General features: G+C 69.4%; 8 protein-coding genes. 7 read left to right on the top strand and 1 reads right to left on the bottom strand.

All coding sequences use genetic code 11. The features are described from left to right. Positions 1 to 227: 227 nt before the first annotated feature. The 7 genes from AAFU51_12130 (at position 228) to AAFU51_12100 (ending at position 13,377) form a co-directional block, all read left to right on the top strand. A complete protein-coding gene (locus AAFU51_12130) occupies positions 228 to 3,353 on the top strand; it encodes a tetratricopeptide repeat protein (GenBank protein ID MEO1572007.1) in 3,126 nt (1,041 codons plus the stop codon). 42 nt (positions 3,354 to 3,395) lie between these two features. After that, complete coding sequence (locus AAFU51_12125) at positions 3,396 to 5,069, top strand: hypothetical protein (GenBank protein ID MEO1572006.1); 1,674 nt, start codon at positions 3,396 to 3,398, stop codon at positions 5,067 to 5,069. An 88-nt stretch (positions 5,070 to 5,157) separates the two neighbouring features. Next, positions 5,158 to 5,493 (top strand): hypothetical protein, encoded by a 336-nt coding sequence (locus tag AAFU51_12120; protein ID MEO1572005.1) that lies wholly within the window; start codon positions 5,158 to 5,160, stop codon positions 5,491 to 5,493. Positions 5,494 to 5,579: 86 nt separating this feature from the next. Continuing rightward, positions 5,580 to 9,086 carry an SPOR domain-containing protein gene (locus AAFU51_12115; protein MEO1572004.1) on the top strand — a complete coding sequence of 1,169 codons (3,507 nt, stop codon included), beginning with the start codon at positions 5,580 to 5,582 and terminating at the stop codon, positions 9,084 to 9,086. A gap of 28 nt (positions 9,087 to 9,114) precedes the next feature. Continuing rightward, positions 9,115 to 9,912 carry a MotA/TolQ/ExbB proton channel family protein gene (locus tag AAFU51_12110; GenBank protein ID MEO1572003.1) on the top strand — a complete coding sequence of 266 codons (798 nt, stop codon included), beginning with the start codon at positions 9,115 to 9,117 and terminating at the stop codon, positions 9,910 to 9,912. 12 nt (positions 9,913 to 9,924) lie between these two features. Beyond that, positions 9,925 to 10,326, top strand: a complete 402-nt coding sequence (locus AAFU51_12105; GenBank protein MEO1572002.1) for a biopolymer transporter ExbD — start codon at positions 9,925 to 9,927, stop codon at positions 10,324 to 10,326. Positions 10,327 to 10,770: 444 nt separating this feature from the next. Continuing rightward, complete coding sequence (locus tag AAFU51_12100; protein MEO1572001.1) at positions 10,771 to 13,377, top strand: serine/threonine-protein kinase; 2,607 nt, start codon at positions 10,771 to 10,773, stop codon at positions 13,375 to 13,377. Positions 13,378 to 13,400: 23 nt separating this feature from the next. Here the strand turns inward: AAFU51_12100 and metH are convergent, their stop codons facing one another. After that, complete coding sequence (gene metH, locus AAFU51_12095) at positions 13,401 to 17,177, bottom strand: methionine synthase (protein MEO1572000.1); 3,777 nt, start codon at positions 17,175 to 17,177, stop codon at positions 13,401 to 13,403. Positions 17,178 to 17,308 lie beyond the last annotated feature (131 nt).

The following is a 17,308-nucleotide window of genomic DNA, read 5'->3' as shown; positions in this document are numbered from 1 at the left end:
GAGCGTATACAACGTGCGCCGCCCCCCGCGTTGTTTCGATGGGCGCGGCGGGCCTTGGCACGGAGTGCAACCTCCACAAGGTCTTTGCCGAACTGTCCGCCCGAAGCGCCGAAAACCTTCTCGGTATTTTTCCTGCGGGCCGCAACGGCCCTGTTTTTGAGGTCACAGCCTCGGCGCCCCCTGCCCGCCCACCGCCGTGCCCCGCCCGACCGCCGCCTCGCCTGCCCATGCTCTCCCCGCAGCTTCCCCTGCTCCGCACCGCCCTCGGGGCGCTCCTATCGGTGCTCCTCGCGTTGCCCCCGGCCTTCGCGCAGCCCGCGCCGCCCTCGACCCCGGACGCGACCTACGCCGAGGCACACGCGCTCTACGACCAGCGCCTCTACGGTCAGGCAGCTCGCGCCTTTCGCGCCTTCACCGAGGCCAACCCGACGCACCCCCGCCACGCAGACGGCCTCTACTTCGGCGGCCTCTCGTCGCTCGGCGCCGGCGACATCGGCCGTGCCGAGCGGCAGTTCGACGCGTTCCGCGAGCAGTACCCGAACTACCCGCTCTCCGGCCAGGTCCGCCTCGCCCTGGGCGAGTATTACTTCGGCGCTAGCGACTTCGGGCAGGCGGAGGGCTACCTCACCGACGCCCTGCGCGACAGCCTCGACGCTGAGGGCGCGGCGCGGGTGCGCTACCTCCTCGGGCGCACCCAACTCGAACTCGGCCGCAGCACGACGGCCCTCGGTTACTTCACGCGGACGGCTTCGCAGTATCCCGAGACGATCTACGCGCCGCGCGCGCTCTTCGATGCTGGCCGGGTAGCGTCGGACCTGGGCCAGCACGCTCGCGCCGCAGACGCACTGGGCATGCTCGCCGAAGACTATGCGGAGGCCCCAGAGAATGCGCTCGTGGGCCTTGCCCTCGCCAACGCCCTCGCGCGCACGAAGCAGCGCCAGGAGGCTGTCACCGAGCTAAACCGGCGGGTCCCCACACTCTCAGGCGCCGCGCTAAACGAAGGGTATTTCCTCCTCGGCGAGATGCACGTCCGCCTCGCCGACGCCAGCGAGGCCGCCATCCCCGACGCCGATCTCCAGAGCGAGCAGGCGGCCCTTGCAGAGGCGGCCAACGAGCACCTCGACGCGGCTACGACCGCCTACGCGCAGGTCACCTACGAGAGCCAGTTCGGCCGCCGCGCCCGCCTCGCGCTGGGGCGCGTCGCCTACCGCACTGAGCGGTTCGAGGCGGCCCTGGAATACTTCTCTGGCCTCGTCAGCACGCTCCCGGCTGGCATCTACGACGATGTGGCGCACGAGGCCGACTACTACGCAGGCCTGACGGAGCGCCGCCTGGGCAACCTCGCCGTGGCCGAGGAGCGGCTGGCTCAGGCGCACCAGCGGCGCCCCACCGGCCCCTACGCCGATGCGGCCCTCCTCGAACTGGGCATCCTGCGCTACGAGCGTCGCCGCTACGACCCCGCCCTCCGCGCTCTCCTCGAACTCCTCGACGCCTACCCCGCGTCGCCGCATCGCGGGGAAGCCTCACGCATGCTCGGCGAGGCGTTTGCCGCGCTCGGGCAGTTCGACCGCGCCCGCGAGTACGCCGACCTCGCCGAGGTGCTCGGCACGCCCTCGGAAGAGTTGGCCGCGGAGGTCGACTTCCAGGACGCCTACGCGCTCTACACCGCGGGCGATTTCGACGCGGCGGCCGACGTACTCTACGAGGTCTACACGGCGTCGCCGCGAGGCCCCCGGGCTGCCGAGGCGCTCTTCTGGGCCGCGGACGCCGCCTTCCGCCACGGGCAGGCGGGCCACCCCCGTGCCTTCGCCCTCGCCGAGCGCAACGCCCAGCTCTACCTCCAGCGCTTCCCGCTCCACCGCCTCGCCGACGCGGGGCGCTACGTCCTCGGCTGGACCTACTTCAAGCAGGGCAACTTCACGCAGGCCGCCGATGCCTTCGAGACGTTCCTCGCCGCCTACGAGGTCAACCTCACACGCGAGGCCGTGCCCTACGCCGCCGACGCCCGCCTCCGGCTCGGCGACAGCTACTTCGCCCTCGGGCGCTACGAGTTCGCCATCGCCAACTACAGCCGCGTGCGCGGGCGCGGGGAGGACTATGCCCTGTTCCAGACCGCGCAGGCCCGCTCGGCCCAGGGCGACCTTGCCATGGCGCTCTCTGTCTACGACCGGCTCCTCGCCGAATTTCCCCAGTCGGCTCTCAAGCCCGAGGCGCGCTTCGCACGGGCGCAGGTGCTCTTCCAGAGCGAGCAGTACGACGCTGCCATCGACGCCTTCCAGGTGCTCGCGGACGACCTCCCCAACCACCCACTCGCAGCCAAGGCACTCTACACCATCGGCGACGCCTACTACAACACGGACCGGCTGCCCGATGCCGAGGACAGCTACCGCGTGGTCCTCCGGCGCTACCCCGACAGTCCCTTCGTGGCCGACGCGCTCACCGGCATCCAGTTCGTGCTCCTTGCCGAGGGTCGCCTCGTGGAGGCCGACAGCCTCGTGAGCGACTTCGTGGCGCTCTACCCCGACCTCGACGCCGAGGCCCTGCGCTACCGGCAGGCCGAGTTCCGCCTTCAGAGCGGCGATACGGAAGGCGGCATCACGTCGCTGGAGACGCAGCTCGAGCGCGGCGGCGTCACGAACCGGCAGCGCGCCGAGATCGGGCTTACACTCGCTCGGGCCTACGCCAACGAGGGACGCGTGGACGACGCCATCGCTCAACTCGCCGCCCTGCTCGACGCCCTTCCAGAAGGGGTCGACACCGCCAGCGATCGCTTCGCAGCCGCCTCGGAGTTGGGCGGACTCTACCTCAATGCGGGCCGCTATGCGGAGGCGCGCGACACGTTTGAGGGACTTGAGATGGACGCGCCCGACACGCAGGCGGTGCTAGAGGCGCGGCTCGGGCAGGCCGCCTCGCTGGCAGGCCTGGGCCGCAGCAGCGATGCCGCCGAGCTCTACCAGATCGTGGCCGACGCGGGCGGGCTGGCGAGCGAACGCGCGCTGCTCGGGATCGCGAAGATCTATGAAGACGACGACCAGAGCGAGACCGCCGTTCAAACCTACGGGCGGATTCTCGACGCCCGCGACGCCGCGGTGCGCGCCGAAGCCACCGTCCGCCTCGGCGTGCTCTACCACACCCTCGGCGAACACAACCGCGCGCTCTCGGTCCTGAACGGCGTCGACCAGCGCTTCGCGGCCTTCCCCATGCTCGTCGCCGAGGGGCTGCTGACGACCGCCCGCGCCTACCGAGAGCTCGGCCTCGACGAGCAGGCCGAGTCGCGCTATCGCCGCGTGGTCGCCGACTTCGAAGGCACGCCCTACGCCGCCGCTGCCCGCTCCGAGCAAACGGGGCAGTAACCCCCGCTGCTCTCGGTCTTCCTTTCCCGTTCCCGTATGTCCATGCGTCTGCCGTTTTCCTTCGCCCTGCTGCTTGCGCTCTTCGCAGCGCCGAGCACGGCGCTCGCCCAGACCGAGGCCCTCCCTGATTTGACGCCGCGCGAGTTCGAGATCCAGGGGAACCTGCAGGTCGACTTTTCGGGCATTCAGCGGCAGCCGCTCTCTGGCTTCGGGCCGCCGCCACGCGCCTACGTGGTGCCCGCCGAGCGCGGCCCCATCGAGTACGCCTATGGCTACCCCGTCGAGCAGATCGCGCCGCCGATCCTAGCGGCGCAGCCGATCCCCAAGGTGGACCTTCTGAATCCGTTCACAGGGCTCGTGGAAGGCCTCGCTGGCGTCTATGCAGGACGGGCGGCGCGGCTGCACCTCCAGCAGAACGGTCGAGCCGGCGCGTTCTTTGTCGATGTGGACTACGACGGGTCGAGCACCTACGCACCGTTCGACGGGGCCGTCTCCGACGCCAACGGGATCTACAACCGCGCGGAGGCAGCCCTCGGGTACATAACCTACACCGGGCTCCAGATCGAAGCAGGCGGGCACTTTGTCGACCACGAGCTCTACGGCGCTGCGTTCAGACAGCCCGCTGCGGCGGCCGGCGCCCCGCTACCCAACCAGCCCACCCGCACGGCCCTCGGGGGGCACGCTACACTCACCTACGAGAGCCCGAGCCTGCCGATCCAGGGCCACCTCCGCTACGAGATCGCCTCGGCATCTACGGACCTCGCCACGTTCGCCGCGCCTGCTGGCGTGGCGACCGACGACCCATCGGAGGGACGACTCACCGCCGGGCTCGCAGCCAGCGTCGGCCGCCTCGACCTGGACGGCCACGCCAGCATCGCCGGGACCAACACCGCGTTCGGTACCGACGTGCGCGGACTTGCCGCAGGCGGCGCGTTCCAGCTGCGCGCGACCCGCACGAGCACCCTCGACGTGGGAGGGCGCGTGCTCGTGGCCGACGGCCCGGCCGGCGACCTTGTCACGGGCGGTCCCGTCATCCGCTTCGAGGTACGCCCGCGCCGCAGCACCGTCCACCTGTTCGCCCACAACGAGCCCCGCGTCATCGACCAGGGCCTCGCTTCCGTGTTCGCGGCCAACCCCTTCGCCGAGACGGCCCCCATCGTGATGCCCGAGGTGCAGCCCATCAACGCGCGGGGCGGGATTCAAGCCCAGATCGGCGCTGCGCGAGCCACGCTCTACGGCGGAGCGCAGTGGGCCGACTTCACCCGCTTCTTCGAACGCAACGCCGCGACCGGCCTGTTTACCGTCGGCTACGGGGAGACCCGGCGCTACTTCGGCGGCATCGAGGTCGCCCTTGGCGACCCAGACCGGGTTGAGGCGACCGTCGGCCTCGAAGTCCGCAGCGGCCAGTTGGTCGACGCCGACAGCGACCTGCCCTACTACGCCCCGGTCGTCGCCCACGCCACGGTCACGGCCGCGCTGCTCGACGAGCGGCTGCGGCTGAGCCTGGGCGCACGCGCCGAGGGCACCCGGCCCGCCGACCGGGTCGGGACGGAGGCTCCGAGCTTCGTCGATCTCCATGCCGACGCCGCGTTTCAGCTCACCGAGCGCTTCGACGTCCTCGTCCGCGCTGGCGGGCTGACGGGCGAGCCCGAGCGCTGGGCAGGCTATCCGGAAGCCCCCTTCGCCTTGCTAGGCGGACTGCGCGCGCGCTGGTAGCGCGTCCCCTCCCAACAGGCACGTGGCGCCTCCTGGATGATGCTATCTTGCCTTCAACCGCCATCAGGAACCTGCTAGGCACGCTGCCATGCCTGCTACCGACGCCGCAGTGCTCCGCGCCTTCGCCGACACGATCCGCGTAGGCCTCTTGAACGACCACACCGTGCATGTTGCCGGGCTCGGCACGTTCAGACGCGAGCACGAGCCCAGCCGCTTTGACGACACCGTGCTTCCGCCACGGCTGCTGCCCCCACGCGAGGTCGTGCACTTCGCCCCGGAGACGCCGCCTCGGCGCACCGTCGCTTCGGACCTCCCGCTTCAATCGGACCTCCCGGCTCCATACGACGGGGCAGCCAACAGCCCCAGCCGTTCGGACCCTACCCGTTCGGACCCTACCCGTTCGGATCAGAGCCCGCGCACGTGAGCGCCGCTGCCTGAGGCACGTCGTTTGCCGCCCTAGCCCAGGCCGCGGCCGTCCGCGCGTTGCCGCCCTCCCATCGCTCCCGACCCATGTCGCCTGACTTCCTTGCTCGCTTTGCCGAACCGCTCGGCATCTCGTCAGCCGAGGCGCGCCCCGTCCTGACTCGGCTCATCGAAAGCATCCACCGGCTCGTCGAGGAGCACGGCGGCGTCTCTGTGCCCGGCCTGGGCACCTTCCGGCGCGACGGCGACCTGCTCGCTTTCGAGCCGGCGCCCGACCTCGCCGACACGGTCAACCATCGCTACGCGGGCCTCGCCCCGCTGGTCCCACGCAGTTCCGCCCCGCCGGAGGCCGCCCTGCCGACCCTTGAACTTGGCGCCCCGCTCCGGCTCAATCTCCCGACGGAGCCGCCGCTGCGGGACCTCGGCGACACCGCGGACCGCCCCCCTGCCGAGGACGTGCGCCTCCCGGAGGAATCGCTCCCCGACGAGCCGCCGCCCGAGGCCTTCGAGGCTGGACCGCTGAGCGCAGCGCTGCCGTCCGAGCCCTTCTCGCTGTCACTCGACAACGCACCGGACGACCTGCCGGAGGCAAGCTCGATCGCTCCCGACGACCTCTTCGACGATGTCTGGAGCGCCGACGACCTCCCGCCGCTCGAACCGCTCGAACTAGACGCGCCGCTCGACCGCAGCACTCCCGCTCTCTTCGGTGCACTGCCCACGGACGCTCCCACCGACGCCGTGCCCACCGACGAGGCACTACAGGAGGACACGCCTGCGTCCGCCAGCGCCTCCGCTCTGGACGCAGACGACGCCCTATCGGAAGCCCCGGCTGATCTGCCAGCCGACGAGGCCTCGGTCTTCCCCATGGCAACGGACCCGTCGGAGGCCGAGGACCCGCTACGTCCGCGGGCGTCCGAGTTCTTCGGGTTCGACGCTGGAGACGAAGCCCGCGACGCCGACGCCCCGGAGGCCACGGCTGCTGACTGGGCAAACTGGGACATGCTATCCGGAGACGACACGCTGGACGCACTCGACCTGGAATCCGGGTCGGACGCAGTCCCTGGCGATACCACGCACGCCGACGAGACGCAAGAAAACCAAGCGTTCGAGGACCCGGCATTCGAGGACGACGCGGCAAACATCTCCGCGCTGGGAGACGACACGTCCTTCGAAAACGCGATACCGTCCGCTGAGAGCGCGCCGCTCGAGCCTGTCGTGTGGGCCACCGACCCAGCGCTAGACGAGGCCCCTGAGTCCGAGCCAGGGGCGCTGCCCGACCTCCCTCTCCCCTTCGCGACCCCGGATGCGCTGCACATCGTTCCGCCGACCCCGTCAAGCGAGACCGCGCCCGACGAGGCGCTGCTCGGCGACCTCACCCCAGGCTTCGAGTTTACCACCGCCCCTGACCTACCCGCTGACCTGAACCTTGCCCCTGACCTGGACCTCAGCACGGACTTCGACGAGCCCGTACGGGCTGAGGCCACCGCCGACGTGGAAGACGGCCCGGCAGACGACAGCGACACGGAGGACGACAGCGACACGGCAGACGACACGAGCGAGAGCATCGGCGCGGCCTCGCTTCCGCTCTCGGAGATGCTCGACACCTCGGACCTCCACGATGTAGACACCGCCTCGTTCGGCCAGACCTCCGCCGACGCATCGACCGACGACTCGGACCCCACCGACGGTGCCCCGCTCCTCTATGATGACGTGTGGGACGCAAGCGACTGGGACGCTCCGGTACGTATCACGCCCCCCGGCGCCGACGAGACTCTGGATGCCGCGTCGATGGCTGACGACGACGCGCCAGATGTACTGGACGCCCGTTCGCTAGACGACGCCGCACAGAACGACGAGGGGATAGAAGCCGACGGGCTTGAGGACGTAAGCCTGGGGGACTTCGCGTCTCTAGACTCCGCAGCCAACACTGAGGCGATCGCCTTGGACCAGTCGGAGACCGACGATACCGGGTTGCCGTTCTTCTCTCTCCAGCCAGATCTGCCGTCGGACTTCGACGAGGCCTTCGAGTCCCCGTCCACGGTCGATGCTGGTGCCTCCATCGATGCTGGTGCCTCCATGGCCGACGCCTCGTTGCACCAGGACCCCTTCGACAACGCCGAGTTGGACGAGGCAGCTTCTCTGCAAGAGCCTCCGATCGAGGAACCTGCCTCTGATGAGACAGACCTGAGAACGGGAGCGCTCGCTGGTGCCGGAGCACTCGGCCTGGCGGGCCTGGCACTCTTTGGCTCGGACGAGGGCGACGAGGAGAAGCCCGACGCCACCGAGGCGACGTCCCTCTCGGAAACGCCCGCCCCGGAAACGACCGACCCCTTCGACTCCACCACTCCAGCCGCGCCGGTAGCCGACGACGCACTGCTGGCCAACGACGCACCGGGCGACGACGTGCCCCAGAGCGACCTTGATGACACGCCGTGGGTCCCCGATGAAGCGACCGTGCCGCTGGACGCCATCGAAGGAGACCGCTTCGAGGATCCCGACCCTGTCGACGCACTAGATGTCGACGCACTAGATGTCGAGGCGCTGGACGTTGAAGCGCTGGACATTGAGGCCTCGGACATCGACGCTGGAGGCCTCGATACCGAAGATTCAGCGTCGGTGGCCGCAGGCGCGGCGGGCGTCGAGGTCGTGGAGCCTGAACCCTTCGACGCGCCCACGGCCTTCTCGGAGGGTACCTCGACCGACGACCTGGGCGTCGATGGATGGCAGACACCCGCGGCGGCAGAGCCGGACGGCCAGCAGTGGACGGACCTGCCGCTCGGCTCGTTCGACGACCCCGCCTCCGAGGCCGACGCTCCGCCCCTGGCTCCGCTACCTTTCGAGGGCGGGATCCCAGACGCCGACCCGGTCTCCATGCCGCTCACGGCAGACCTCTTCGACAACGAGCCCGTCCCGGCCACGGTTGGCGCGATGCCGCCCGACGACGAGCGCGAGCAGCGTTCAGCCTGGCCTTGGCTGCTGCTGCTGCTGCTGCTGCTAGCCCTGCCGGTGGCGGGCTACTACCTGTGGCAGCAACTCAACGGCCCCGCCGACGCTGCCGTCGTCGCTGCCCCGGCGATGCCGGACTCGGACGTAGATCCCATCACCGGCGAGCAAGCTGATCCCACTGCGGATGCCGCCCAAGGCAAAGTCGCGCCAGACGATACCCTACTGGATGACGCGGACTTGCCCTCCGACCCCTTCGCTGGTGCGGACGACACGCCGGACCCGGCCCCCGCGGACGAGCCGCCTGCGGACGCCTCCGCAGAGCCCTCGGAGGACCCGGCTCCTGCGCCCGTGGCCTCAGGCTTGCGCGGTGCCAGCCGCATCGAGGTGAGCCAAGGCGGCTACACGTGGGTCGTAACCACCGACGTGAACGCCGGACCAACCGCTCAGCAGCAGGTCGCGCAATACCGCGCCCAGGGCTACCGTTCGGGCATCGTGCGCGGGCTGGTAGACGGCACCTCCGTCGAGCGCGTCTGCCTCGGCCAGTTTGCCACGCTGGAGTCGGCGCGGCAGGCGCGGTCGCAGCTGCCGCCGGGCGTCTCCCGCTCCTCCTGGGTCCTCAACCTCAACTCGCCGACGGTCCGGCGCTAGTCTCCGGCCCTCTCCGCCTCTCTCGCGTATGACCTCGCCTGCCTTCCTACTCGCGTGGGCCTTCCTGCTCGCGTGGGCCTCCCTGCTCGCGTGGCAGGTCGACCCCAGCGCTCCCGACACGCTCGCCCAAACCATCGAGGTGGTCGAGCGGGTGTCGCTCCTCGAACTGCTCGTCAAAGGCGGCTGGACGATGGTCCCGATCGGGCTCCTTTCCGTGCTGACGGTGTACCTCTTCGTCGAGCGCGTGCTCACGCTGCGCCGGGCCGACGCCGACCCCGACTCGTTCACGCAGAGCGTCCGCGAGTACGTCCGCGAGGGCGATGTCGCGGGTGCGCGGCGCTACTGCCGCGAGTTCGACACGCCGATGGCGCGCATCATCCGGGCGGGGCTCGACCGTCTCGGACGGCCCATCAGCGAGATCAAGGAGTCGGTGCAGGCGGCGGGCAAGCACGAAACGTTTCTGCTGGAGCGCCGCCTCGACCTCATCGCCTCGTCCGCCGCCATCGCGCCGATGCTCGGCTTCCTCGGGACCGTAATCGGCATGATCCGCGCCTTCCAGCAGATCCAAAACCTCCAGGGCAGCGTCAACCCCAGCGTGCTGGCCGAGGGCATCTGGGAAGCGCTCGTCACCACCGCGGCCGGCCTAGCTGTGGGCGTGGTGGCGCTCTTCGCGTACAACTTCCTCGTCAACCGCATCAACCGGACGGTTAACGACCTGGAGCGCGCCTCGACAGACTTCATCGATCTCCTGCAGACGCCATCGACGCCTCGCCCTCCGGCGGGGCCGCCGCGCGACGCCCCGTTTGTCGCACCGTACGCCTCCTAGCCGCCGGGACCGATGAACCTCGACTTCTCGACCGGACGCAAGCCACTCACGGTGTTTAGCCTCGCCGGGCTGACCGACATCGTGCTGCTGCTCCTGATCTTTTTCCTGCTCACGAGTTCATTCGTGACGCAGCAGGGCATCCGGGTCAACCTCCCCGAATCGGCCGCAGGCGTGCCCGAGGAGCAGCAGTATGTCAGCGTGGCGATCACGGCGGAGGGCCTGTTCTTCGTCGGCGACCAAGAGGTGCTCGAAGACGACCTTGCCACCGCTCTTGCTGAGGCGCGCGGCGACCGCGACGCCCTCGTGCTCCGCGCCGATGCCGAGGCCACGGTCCGCCAGTTCGCGGCTGTGGCGAGCGCCGCCCAGGCCAACGCCCTCCGCGTGCTCATGGCAACGGCGCCGCTGGAGCAGTAGGCTTCAGAAATGGGCGAACCGGTACCTGCGTCCTCGCGCATCCTGCTGGCTTCGAACCGTGGCAACAAGTCACTAACCATCCATGTGCACGGGACCGATGTCGAGACGCTTCGGTGCGACATCTCGCTCTGGAGCGCGCTCCCTACACAACCGAAGCCTCAGGCTGATCGCTCCTGAGTGACGTCCGGGGCGCTCGGCGAATTGCCAGGCTCCGCGACGTAGCCTTGCTGCTGTGACGTAAGGGGCCGGGCGTGGCGCGCGAGGGCGCGGTTGCAGGGCGACTACCCCCACCAGCGCGTTTGCCGTGTGGTTTGGGGCGCTAGCTCGTTCGAGGCGCAATGATTGCGGGGGCTACCCGCGCGGCATCCTCGGCCGCCTGGCTGTATGTTCGGGCCGCGAGGGCTCCTGAGCCGCGTTCGCCCACCACCGACCTTAGCATCGCCCATGCCCCCCAACGCCCACCGCTGGGAGCGCCTCCAGACCATCCTCGGCGCAGCGCTCGATGCCGAGCCCGCCGACCGGCCAGCGCTCCTCGATGACCTGTGTGAGGACGACGACGCGCTCCGCGCCGAAGTTGAGGACCTGCTCGCACACGCCGAGGAGGCGGACGACTTTCTGGAGGCTCCAGCCGTCGCCGTCGTGATGCCCTCTTTTTACGACGGCGTTTCCGGCGACGAGCCTGATGGCGAGGAGGCGCTGCCGGACCGCGTCGGGCCCTACCGTCCGCTGCGGCTGCTCGGGCGTGGCGGCATGGGCGAGGTCTTCCTCGTGGAACGCGCCGACGGCCTCTTCGAGCGCCAGGTCGCCCTGAAACGCATCCGCGTTGGCCTCGACGTGCCCGGCGTCGCGCGCCGCTTCGAGGCCGAGCGCCGCATCCTGGCGGCCCTCCAGCACCCGGGCATCGCCCGCCTCCTCGACGCGGGCACCGACGCCGCCGGGCGGCCCTACTTTGCGATGGACCACGTTGAGGGCGAGCGGATCACGCGCTTCGCCGAGACGCGGATGCTGTCGGTCGAGGCGCGCCTCGATCTCGTCGAGCAGGTCTGCGAGGCCGTCCACTATGCCCACCGCCGCCTCATCGTCCACCGCGACCTCAAGCCATCGAACATCCTCGTCACCGAGGCGCCCCAGGGGCAGTCCGGCGCGAAGCCCACGGTCAAGCTGCTCGACTTCGGTATCGCGAAGCTCCTGGAGCATGACGAGGCTGAGCCGCTCACGCTCTACGGGCCCAGCCCGATGACGCGGGCGTACGCCGCGCCGGAGCAGGTCAGCGGTCAGCCCACGACGACGGCCTCCGATGTCTACGCGCTCGGGGTGATTCTCTACGAGCTTCTCACGGGCAAGCTACCGTACGATGGGTCGACCGAGGCGCAATTCGAACAGGCCATCCTCACGGCCGAGCCGCCTCCGCCGAGCGCGCGGCAGCGCAGCCCGGATCATGTGCCGCCGACCGACCCTGCCCGGCTGCGCGGTGACCTCGACGCGATCTGCCTCAAGGCGCTCGCCAAAGACCCCGCCGACCGCTACGACTCGGCGATGGCGCTCGCCGACGACCTCCGCCGCCACCGCACCGGCCAGCCCATCGAGGCGCGCCCGCCCTCGGTGGCATACCGGCTGCGGAAGTACGTCGCCCGGCACCGCGTCGGCGTGGCGATGACGGCGGCCTTCGTGCTCGCCGTCGTGGCGCTGACGGGCGTCTACATTTCCCGACTCACGACCGAGCGCAACCGCGCCGCGGAGCAGGCAGCCCGCGCTGAGGAAGCCCTCACGTTCATGGACTACGTGCTCTCGTCGGCCAATCCCTTCCAGACCAACCGCCGCGACACGCTTCGCATGGGCGACCTGCTCGACGGAGCTGTGCTGGCAGCGGCCGACTCGCTCGTGGACCAGCCGACCGTGCAGGAGCGCATCCACACCGTACTGGGCAACGCCTACTCCGGCATCGGCCGGTGGCACGAGGCCGACTCGCTCTTCCGCCTCGCGCTGCCGGGCCTCCGCGACACGCCGCTGGCCTACGCGAACACGGCGCGCGGGCTGGCAAACGTCCTCGTCCTCCTCGGCGGCGAGGAGCGTGAGTTGGAGTCGATCGCGCTCAACCGCCAGTCGCTCGAAGCGCTACGCGAGGTCGGGTCGCCTGACACGGCCGACCTCCACCACGAACTCGGGATCGCGCTCAACCGACGCGGGGAGGCGCGCGAGGCCGAGGCGCATTTCCTCCAGTCGACCGCTGCGTTCCGCGAGCGGGGGCACACGGCCTACCTCGCGATCTCGCTGGGGCAGTACGCCATGCTGCTCCGCGACCACGGGCGCCCCCTCGACGCCGAGCGTATGCTGCGCGAGGTGGTAACCCTCAACGAGGAGGTGCACGGGGCGACCCACCCGCACGTCGGCGTGTCCAGCTACCTGCTTGCGCTGACGCTGGGCACCAACATGAAGCACGCCGAGGCGGAGGCGGCCGTGCAGCGGGCCGCCTCGATCTACGAGCAGGCCCTCGGCCCCACCCACCCCAACACGCTCGACTGTGCCGTCGCGCGCCACGTCTACAGGGTCGAGCAGGGGCAGCCCGATGCCGTCGATGACCTCGGCACCGCGGTGGCGCAGGCACGGACTTCGGTAAACGCGCGGGACCCTCGCCTGCCGTTCTGGTTGCTCCACTACGCTAAAGCCCTCAACAGGGCCCAGCGCTTCGTCGAGGCGCGCACCGTCATCGACGAAGGCCTCCCGCTGATGCGAGCCATCCACGGCGCAGACCATCACGGGGCCACCTCGTTCTTGTTGGAGCAAGCCCTCGCCACGCTAGACCGCGACGGCTTCGAGCAGACGCAGGCGCGTTTCACGGAGGCCGTCGGGCGCTATGATGGGTTCTTCGGGCGCAGCGACAACATCTACAGCGCGCAAGCCCACTTCCGATACACCCGTCGGTTGATACAGGCAGGGCTCACCGACGAGGCCGCTGCCGTCGCGCGCGCAAGCGTCTCGCTTCACGAGACACAGTTCGGCCCGGGCCACCCCCGCTCCGAGCAGGCCCGCGCCCAACTCCGGGAGGTCTAACCCGTGATTGGCCGAGGTCTTCCTTACCCCTCGCGCACGACCGCGATCCCCTCAGCCACACCATCGCCCGAGACCGCCGGAGCGCTTGGTTCGTAGGCGAGGTTCGGCGCGAGCCACCGTTCCACCTCGGCGACAGGCACGCCTTTGCGGCGGGCGTAGTCGGCGATCTGGTCGGGACCGAGCACGCCGAGGTTGAAGTAGGCCGCGTCGGGGTGGGCGAAGTAGAGCCCGCACACGCTCGCGGCGGGCGTCATGGCAAGGTGCTCGGTCAGGCCCATGTCGGCATTCCCAAACGCGTCGAGCAACTCGAACAGCTTGACCTTCTCGGTGTGGTCGGGCTGCGCGGGGTAGCCGGGCGCGGGGCGGATGCCGTCGTACTGCTCGCGGATGAGCGCGGTGTTGCCGAGCGCCTCGTCGGGCGCGTAGCCCCACGTCGTGCGGCGTACCTGCAAGTGCAGCCACTCGGCGGAGGCTTCGGCGAGGCGGTCGCCGAGCGCCTTGGCAAGGATCGCGTTGTAGTCGTCGTGGTCGGCCTCGAACTCGGCGACGAGCTTCTCCATGCCAATGCCCGCCGTGACAGCGAACGCACCGAGGTAGTCGCCTCGACCTGACGTGATCGGTGCCACGAGGTCCGACAGGGCGCGGTTGGGCTTGCCGGGCGTCTTGGCCGTCTGCTGACGCAGCGTATGGAAGCGCGCGACGATATCGGTGCGATCTTCGTCGGCATAGAGCTCTACGTCGTCGCCGTCGGCGTTCGCGGGCCAGAGGCCGAAGACCCCGTGGGCGGTGAGCAGCTTTTCGCCGATGATGCGGTCGAGCAATTCGTTCGCGTCGGCGAAGAGCTTGCGCGCCGCCTCGCCGCGCACCTTGTCGTCGAGGATCTGCGGGTACTTGCCCTTCATCTCCCACGAGATGAAGAACGGCGTCCAGTCGATATAGTCGCGCAGGACCGCGAGGTCGATGTCGCGGACGACGTGGACGCCAGGCTCGTTGGGCGCGACGATCTCGGTGGCGTCCCAGTCGATCTCCTGGCGGTTGGCCTGCGCCTGGTCGAGCGAGAGCAGCGTCGTCTTGCGCTGGCGGGCCGCGTGCTGCTGGCGCGTGGCTTCCAACTCGGCGGCGTTGTCGGCGACGAACGCGTCGGTCTGCGACGGCGTCACGAGTTGGTTCACGACGGGCACGCTGCGGCTCGCGTCGAGCACGTGCACGATGGGGCCGTGGTACTGCGGCGCGATCTTGACCGCCGTGTGCACCTTCGAGGTCGTCGCGCCGCCGATGAGCAGCGGTTTGTCGAAGCCCTGGCGCTCCATCTCCTTGGCGACATAGACCATCTCGTCGAGCGACGGCGTGATGAGGCCCGAGAGGCCGATCACGTCCACGTCGTGCTCCTTCGCGGCGTCGAGGATCTTCTGTGCGGGGACCATCACGCCGAGATCGATCACCTCGAAGTTGTTGCAGCCGAGGACGACCCCGACGATGTTCTTGCCGATGTCGTGGACGTCGCCCTTGACAGTCGCCATGAGGACTTTCGCACGGGCGCTGCTGGTGCCGCTCTTCTCCTTCTCCGCCTCGATGTAGGGCGTGAGGTGGGCGACGGCCTTCTTCATCACGCGCGCCGACTTGACCACCTGCGGGAGGAACATCTTGCCCTGCCCGAAGAGGTCGCCGACGACGTTCATGCCGTCCATAAGCGGCCCCTCGATCACGTCGAGCGGGCGGCTCGCGGCCTGGCGGGCCTCTTCGACGTCTTCGTCGATATACTCCACGAGGCCCTTCACGAGCGCGTGTTCGAGGCGCTTCGAAACCGGCGCGTCGCGCCACTTCTCGTCCTTAACGTTGACCTTGCCCTCCGACTTGACCGTCTCGGCAAAGTCAACCAGCCGCTCGGTGGCGTCCTCACGGCGGTCGAAGAGCACGTCCTCGATGCGCGCGAGCAGTTCGGGCTCGACCTCCTCGTAGACCTCCAGCTGGCCCGCGTTGACGATGCCCATGTCCATCCCGGCGCGGATGGCTTCGTAGAGGAACGCCGCGTGCATTGCCTCGCGGACGGCGTTGTTGCCGCGGAACGAGAACGAGAGGTTCGAAACGCCGCCCGAGATTTTCGCCTCGGGGAGGTTGTCCTTGATCCAGCGCGTGGCGTCGATGAAGTCGATGCCGTAGCGGTTGTGCCCCTCGATGCCCGTCGCGACGGCGAAGACGTTGGGGTCGAAGATGATGTCCTGCGGCGGGAAGCCGACCTCGTCCACGAGGAGCCGGTAGGCGCGCTCGCAGATCTCGATGCGGCGCTCGTAGGTGTCGGCCTGGCCCTCCTCGTCGAAAGCCATCACGATCACGGCGGCGCCATACTGCCGAGCGAGGCGCGCGTGGCGGAGAAACTCCTCCTCGCCCTCTTTCATCGAGATCGAGTTGACGACGCACTTCCCCTGGACGCACTGCAGACCCGCCTCGATGACTTCCCACTTCGAGGAGTCGACGACGACGGGCACGCGGCTGATGTCGGGCTCGGCCATCGCGAGGTTGAGGAACGTGCGCATCGCGTCCACGGAGTCGAGCATGCCCTCGTCCATGTTCACGTCGATCATCTGCGCGCCGTTCTCGACTTGCTGGCGCGCGACCGAGAGCGCGGTCTCGTAGTCGCCCTCCTTGATGAGGCGCGCGAAGCGGCGGGAGCCCGTGACGTTGGTGCGCTCGCCGACGTTGACGAAGTTCGTTTCCTCGCGGAGGACGAGCGGTTCGAGGCCCGCGAGGCGGGTGTACGGCGGGAGCGTCGGCGGGACGCGCGGCGGCTTGCTAGCGACAGCCTCGCCCATTGCGGCGATGTGCGGCGGCGTGGTGCCGCAACAGCCGCCGAGGATGTTCAGGAAGCCCGCGTCGGCGTACTCGGCGGCGACCTCGGCCATGTATTCCGGCGTCTCGTCGTAGCCGCCCATCTCGTTCGGCAGCCCGGCGTTGGCGTAGAGGCTGACGGGGATGTCGGCGACGCTGCTCAGCTCCTCGATGAACGGGCGCATCTGCGCCGAGCCGAGCGCGCAGTTGAGGCCGACGGAGAGCAGCGCCGGGCAGTGGCTGATCGAGATCCAGAACGCCTCGACGGTCTGCCCCGTGAGCGTGCGCCCGCTCATGTCCACGATGGTGCCCGAGAGCATCACCGGAATCTCGTAGCCCCGCTCATGGAACGTCTGCGCGATCGCGGCGATGGCCGCCTTGGCATTGAGCGTGTCGAAGATCGTCTCGACGAGCAGCAGGTCCACGCCGCCGTCGAGCAGGCCGTCGAGCTGCTCCATATAGCTGTCGCGCACTTCCTCGAAGGTGACTGCGCGGAAGCCGGGGTCGTTCACGTCCGGCGAGATGGAGAGCGTCCGGTTGAGCGGCCCGACGGCCCCGGCCACGAGGCGCGGCCTCTCAGGCGTGCTGAACGCGTCCGCAGCCTGCCGCGCGAGCTGCGCGCTCGCGAGGTTGAGCTCATAGACGAGCGCCTCCATGTGGTAGTCGGCCTGCGAGATCGACGTGCTGTTGAAGGTGTTCGTCTCGATGAGGTCCGCGCCTGCCTCCAGATACAGCTTGTGGATGTCGCGGATGACGTCCGGCTGCGTGAGCGACAGGAGGTCGTTGTTGCCCTTGACGTTGTGCGGCCAGTCGGCGAAGCGGTCGCCGCGGTAGTCCTCCTCCTCGAATTTGTGGCGCTGGATCATGGTGCCCATCGCGCCGTCGAGCATGAGGATGCGCTCGTCGAGGAGCGCGCGAAGCTCCGCGAGCGTCACGCGGGGCTGGTCGTTGGAACGAGCGTCGGAGGCAGCCATTGGGGCAGTCACGATGAGCGGGGCGCTGGATAAAGGGGGGCCAAGCAGAGCGAGGGGAGCCGAAACCGTGCCAGACGTCGCACAGAATGGGGACACGGGTCGCACAGAATGGGGACACGGACTGCCCTCGA

Source organism: Bacteroidota bacterium (assembly GCA_039821555.1).
Classification (GTDB): Bacteria; Bacteroidota; Rhodothermia; order Rhodothermales; family Rubricoccaceae; genus JBCBEX01.
The sequence above is the reverse complement of the archived record's forward strand: the minus strand, read 5'-3'. Positions and strand labels throughout refer to the sequence as shown.

Bases quoted from the DNA above. Each gene is read 5' to 3' on its own strand.
- AAFU51_12130 (MEO1572007.1), top strand. From the start codon at position 228: ATGCTCTCCCCGCAGCTTCCCCTGCTCCGCACCGCCCTCGGGGCGCTC.
- AAFU51_12125 (MEO1572006.1), top strand. From the start codon at position 3,396: ATGCGTCTGCCGTTTTCCTTCGCCCTGCTGCTTGCGCTCTTCGCAGCG.
- AAFU51_12120 (MEO1572005.1), top strand. From the start codon at position 5,158: ATGCCTGCTACCGACGCCGCAGTGCTCCGCGCCTTCGCCGACACGATC.
- AAFU51_12115 (MEO1572004.1), top strand. From the start codon at position 5,580: ATGTCGCCTGACTTCCTTGCTCGCTTTGCCGAACCGCTCGGCATCTCG.
- AAFU51_12110 (MEO1572003.1), top strand. From the start codon at position 9,115: ATGACCTCGCCTGCCTTCCTACTCGCGTGGGCCTTCCTGCTCGCGTGG.
- AAFU51_12105 (MEO1572002.1), top strand. From the start codon at position 9,925: ATGAACCTCGACTTCTCGACCGGACGCAAGCCACTCACGGTGTTTAGC.
- AAFU51_12100 (MEO1572001.1), top strand. From the start codon at position 10,771: ATGCCCCCCAACGCCCACCGCTGGGAGCGCCTCCAGACCATCCTCGGC.
- metH (MEO1572000.1), bottom strand. From the start codon at position 17,177: ATGGCTGCCTCCGACGCTCGTTCCAACGACCAGCCCCGCGTGACGCTC.